Genomic DNA, 5,276 nt, shown 5'->3' with positions numbered 1-5,276 from the left:
CTATCTCCCTAATCTGAACGATGAACAAGGTCCAAATATTCATCTTGTTTATTAATAATTTTCATCTTTAATAATCTAACCGCTAATTTATTAAATCCATCTGGACATCCAGACGTTTACAAATGAAAGAAAACACCGTAGGGTGATTATTAAGAAATATTGAATTAGCTTAGGGAATATGAGGAATACTCATGATAGAGCTTAAACACCTTCGAACATTGACCACCTTGAGAGACAGCGGCTCGCTAACCGCGACTGCAACTTCTCTTCATCTGACTCAGTCGGCACTTTCTCACCAGTTGAAAGACCTTGAGGCTCGAATTGGCGGTCAGCTTTTTTTGCGTAAAACAAGGCCGGTTAAATTTACCTCGGAAGGCGAAATCTTGTTAAAACTGGCTGATGAGATACAGCCACAAATCGCCAAAGCTGAAAACGAACTCGCAAGCCTAAAAGAAGATGTGAATGGTCGATTGCACATGGCGATCGAGTGTCACTCATGCTTCCAATGGTTAATGCCCGCTTTGAAGGAGTACCAAGTTGCTTGGCCAAGTGTAACCCTTGATTTCTCGTCAGGGTTTGGCTTTGAACCCCTACCCGCACTAATGGCAGGCGAACTCGACTTGGTGATCACATCAGACATTCAGCCTCGCTCTGAGGTTCACTACGAACCTCTCTTTGATTTTGAGATGCGTTTGATCACTGCAATCAACTCACCTTTGGCAGAAAAACAGAGCATAGAACCGCAAGATCTTAGCGATATAACCATGCTCTCTTATCCGGTTCAAAAACAGCGTCTCGATGTAGTGAAACACTTTTTGCAACCAGCAGGCGTTGAACCAAAGAAATGGAAACAAGCAGACAACACATTGATGTTAGTGCAAATGGTATCGGCAGGCTTAGGGGTTGCTGCGTTGCCAAATTGGGCAATCAGTGAATTTTCGAGACAAGGGTTAATCGCCAGTAAACCATTGGGTAACGGGCTTTCAAGAAGGTTGTTCGCAGCGGTAAGAAACTCAGAAAAAGACAAACGTTACCTACAAGCTTTCTTTAGCACGGCAAGACAGCAAAGTAAGAGTCACCTAGATGGCATTGAGGTCGTTTAAGAGACTCGTTGTTGGGTTAGTTTATGCCTGCGTTGAACCTGATAGATATGCGCCAGAAACAAAAAAAGTCACAGATTATCTGTGACTTTTTTATTGCCAATACCGACAACAGGTAATGAGTGTTAATCCACGATAGAAGAAACTCTCATTGTGAGCTTATCTTGAGTAAGACTTGAATTGATTAGTCAGTGGGTCGTATTGATAGCCCAACATATCAAGCTTGCCCACGACACTTTCTATATCCATTTCATACATACTGATCAGCTCTTCAAAGCTATCGCATTCTAAGCGAAGTTTTTCATTCACGATTCCCAGCAAAATAATGCTATCGAAACCTTTGACGTTGCTTAAATCCATCCCGTACTCCTAACGAACACACCGACTAGATTTAAGTTTAGAACGCTTACCAACACCCCGCTAAAAAACAGATCACACTTTTTCGATTCAACACCGAAAGGCTTGTGAGATCAGTAACCGCCTACATCGCCCAAACTGGCGTTAAACCAACAGCCGCCGCCAATAACATCAACAATGAAATAGTCAGCTGAAGCTTTTCAGGGGTTTTAACGAACAATAAATGCCAACACCACACCACGATAGCAGAGATTAGCAAAGCAAAGCTAAACAGCAGAGTTGAAATCATTGGCTCTAATTGAGCTTCAGACAGAGAGTAAACATTTATGACCGTCGCCAAAACCACCAACATCCCCGTCAGCACACCAACAACGGGCAGAACACGGTGAAAAGCCTGTAAGCGTGTTCTTGCAATCGTCAGCAGTAAATGACCAAACGCTGCCCCCAATAAAACCACGAGTAATAAAGTGCTAATAATACCGACTGTGGTTGCTTGCTCCGTCGCTTGTATAGCAACGTATGACAGTGCTAAACCACAAGCTAAATACATCACCCAAATAGGGCCAGAATCTCGAGTCTTCTTGGTTTGAACTTGAGAATAGAAATAAAAGATCGCGAACACGACAAGAAATGCTTCAATTCTTAATGAGGCAACGGCAAGCCAAAGCACGCCAATTGCAGGCAACATCTTGTGAATGCGGCCACGTTGTCCCGGGCAAATATCCCCTTTCACTAAGATGAGGGTTAAGATCAGTTGGGCTCCTAATAGCATCGGAGCAAATTGTACTAATAACGTTTCGACCATTGTGGATCTACTTCTTCAAACTTATTTTCGCGAATAATATCAAAAACTGGTGCGAACACTAATCAAAATCATAAATTAGAGACGAGATTCAAGGCTTCAACTATGCTGATGTATGGCTCTTCTGTCGCCATTTACCGTAAAAATACGAAAGACATCAAAACTAACAGGGGCATGTTCTACTGGCTAGTCTAGGCTCATGCCGCTATAATTCCCGCCTCAAAAATCAGAGGTTGAAATATGTACAGCGATATCACTCCTATTCACGAACACAAAAAATACTGGGCCGAGTGCTACGGAACTGCACCCTTTTTGCCTACCAGTAGAAAGGAGATGGATGCTCTTGGATGGGATAGCTGTGACATTATTATTGTAACTGGTGACGCTTATGTCGATCACCCGAGCTTTGGCATGGCTATCATTGGCCGTTTGCTTGAAGCTCAAGGATTCCGCGTGGGCATTATTGCGCAACCAAAGTGGGACAATAAAGACGCCTTCATGAAGCTAGGTAAACCTAACCTATTCTTCGGCATTACAGCGGGTAACATGGACTCCATGATCAACCGCTACACCTCTGATCGCAAATTACGTCACGATGATGCTTATACGCCAAACAACGAAGGTGGCAAGCGTCCTGACCGTGCAACTCTAGTTTATTCCCAACGTTGTCGCGAAGCCTACAAAGGCACGCCAATCGTTCTTGGTGGTATCGAAGCAAGTTTGCGCCGTGTGGCTCACTACGACTACTGGTCAGATAAAGTTCGTCGCTCTGTATTGTTTGACGCAAAAGCAGATATTCTTCTTTTTGGTAACGCTGAGCGTGCACTGGTTGAAGTGGCACACCGCATTGCCGATGGCGAAGACATGTCTACGCTGACCAATATCCGCGGTACTGCTATCAACTTGCCTGCAGCGCCTGAAGGTTACAAAATTATTGATTCTTCTCGTATCGAAAAACCGAACAAAGCCTACGTTCCGGTTAACCCGTACGAAGTAGAAACGCAATGTGATACCAAGAAAGATGAAAAAGAAGAAGTAAAGGCGCAGCCAATTACTATTCGTCCTTCTCGTCACGATGCAAAAACAACCGCGGTTCGTATCCCTGGTTTCGAAAAGCTCAATAACGACCGTATTCTTTACGCTCACGCTAGCCGTATTCTGCACCTAGAGACTAACCCGTATTCAGGTCGTGCTCTTATTCAACGTCACGGTGACCGCGAACTATGGGTAAACCAAGCGCCAATTCCTCTTGCAACTGAAGAGATGGATTACGTGTTTGGCCTTGCGTACAAGCGTGTTCCGCACCCTATGTATGGCAAAGCAAAGATCCCTGCATACGACATGATTAAAACTTCGGTTAACATCATGCGTGGTTGTTTTGGTGGTTGTTCTTTCTGTTCAATCACAGAGCACGAAGGTCGTATCATTCAGAACCGTTCGAAAGAATCGATCTTGGATGAAATCGAAGACATTAAAGATAAAGTACCTGGCTTTACCGGTACGATTTCTGATTTGGGCGGCCCAACGGCGAACATGTACCGTTTAGGTTGTTCAGATCCAAAAGCTGAAATTAACTGTCGTCGTCCATCATGTGTGTTCCCGAAAATCTGTGAAAAGCTAAACACAGACCATCAACACACCATTGACCTGTACCGCTCTGCGAGAAAAGTACCGGGCGTTAAGAAGATCATGATCGCTTCTGGAGTACGTTACGACCTAGCGATTGAATCTCCAGAATACGTACGTGAGCTTGTGACTCACCACGTTGGTGGCTACTTGAAGATTGCTCCAGAGCATACTGAAAAAGGCCCTCTGGATCTGATGATGAAGCCAGGCATGGGCACGTACGATCGTTTCAAAGAGATGTTCGAGAAATACAGCGCTGAAGCCGGTAAGAAACAGTACCTAATTCCTTACTTCATCTCTGCTCACCCGGGCACAGAAGATGAAGACATGCTTAACCTTGCAATGTGGCTGAAAAAGCACAACTACGAGTGTGACCAAGTACAGAACTTCTATCCATCGCCAATGTGTAATGCAACGTCGATGTACTACTCAGAGACCAACCCTCTGAAACGCGTGAAATATAAGAAGCGTGAAGATGTTCCTGTACCGAAAGGTGATCGTCAACGTCGTCTGCATAAAGCGCTGCTTCGTTACCACGATCCTGAAAACTGGAAGATCATCCGTGAAGCGCTGATCAGCATGGGTAAAAAGCACCTAATTGGTGACAAAGCAAACTGTCTAGTACCAGAAGAAGATTTTGAAGCTCAGACACCGGCGCAGCGTCGTAAGTCTGGTCGTCACGGCTCACAGCGCTTTGCGACTAAGCACAGTAAGTCTCAACCAGGTCTTGGTGGCGAAAGCCCACGTAGCCATTCTAAGCCTGGCGGCAATAAGCCTAAACCGGGTGGTAAGAAGCCAACAGGTAGCCAAAGCAACGGCAATCAGGGCAACGGGAAGCAGAACGGTAATGGTAATAAACCAGCGACTGGCTTCATCAAAAAAGCCCCTGCTAGTCAGCAATCTCAAGGCAATGGCGGCGGGAATGGCAAGTCAAACCGTAACAAAGCGGGTAATGGTCAAGGTGGTAAACCTGTGAGTAACGGCAAGAATCGCCAACGCGCAGCACAACGTTAAGACAGCAACCCATTGACTTCGCTATGGTAAAAACACAAAGCGCAGCTTTTTAGCTGCGCTTTTTTGTGCCCGTTGCCAATGGCTAGCTCCTTAGCCACGTAAATACTTAGATACCAAGGGGGGTTACCTACTTATCTAACGCGTAAACACCCAATACTGGCTAAATAGGTAATTGGTGACCATTCCGACAAGAGTCCCCACTGCCATTGCGATAAAAACAGCTCCGATAAAGGTAGGAAGCAATTCCGTCATCAGCTTAAAGCACAGCAAATTAGGTACCGCTGATATTGATGCGGTAAACATGAACTTTTGCCACTGAATCAGCTTCTCAGACCAATGACCTCGCCCTTTATATTCAAAAGTCAGTATACGATTAC

At 45.0% G+C, this 5,276-nt stretch carries 5 protein-coding genes; 2 read left to right on the top strand and 3 right to left on the bottom strand.

What is annotated here, in order from left to right; genetic code table 11:
* The first annotated feature begins 191 nt into the window (after window positions 1–191).
* Complete coding sequence (locus tag AB4232_RS15905) at window positions 192–1,103, top strand: LysR substrate-binding domain-containing protein (protein ID WP_009846422.1); 912 nt, start codon at window positions 192–194, stop codon at window positions 1,101–1,103.
* Window positions 1,104–1,259: 156 nt separating this feature from the next.
* Here AB4232_RS15905 and AB4232_RS15900 read toward each other — a convergent pair whose 3' ends face one another.
* Together AB4232_RS15900 and AB4232_RS15895 are read right to left on the bottom strand one after the other, a co-directional pair.
* A complete protein-coding gene (locus AB4232_RS15900) occupies window positions 1,260–1,460 on the bottom strand; it encodes a DUF4250 domain-containing protein (RefSeq protein WP_009846421.1) in 201 nt (66 codons plus the stop codon).
* A 121-nt stretch (window positions 1,461–1,581) separates the two neighbouring features.
* The gene (locus tag AB4232_RS15895; RefSeq protein WP_009846420.1) at window positions 1,582–2,262 is read right to left on the bottom strand and encodes a hypothetical protein; all 681 of its coding nucleotides are present in this window, start codon (window positions 2,260–2,262) and stop codon (window positions 1,582–1,584) included.
* A gap of 330 nt (window positions 2,263–2,592) precedes the next feature.
* Here AB4232_RS15895 and AB4232_RS15890 point away from each other — a divergent pair, with 330 nt between their 5' ends.
* Entirely contained in the window at window positions 2,593–4,899 is a 2,307-nt protein-coding gene (locus AB4232_RS15890) for a YgiQ family radical SAM protein (RefSeq protein WP_009846419.1), read from the top strand.
* Window positions 4,900–5,034: 135 nt separating this feature from the next.
* Here the strand turns inward: AB4232_RS15890 and AB4232_RS15885 are convergent.
* Window positions 5,035–5,276, bottom strand: a 242-nt coding sequence (locus AB4232_RS15885) for a GtrA family protein (protein WP_372087498.1), incomplete at its 5' end; no start/stop codon positions are given.

This window comes from Vibrio sp. 10N.286.46.A8, assembly GCF_041470165.1.
Lineage (GTDB): Bacteria > Pseudomonadota > Gammaproteobacteria > Enterobacterales > Vibrionaceae > Vibrio > Vibrio tasmaniensis_A.
This window is presented reverse-complemented; position numbering and strand designations above follow the sequence as displayed.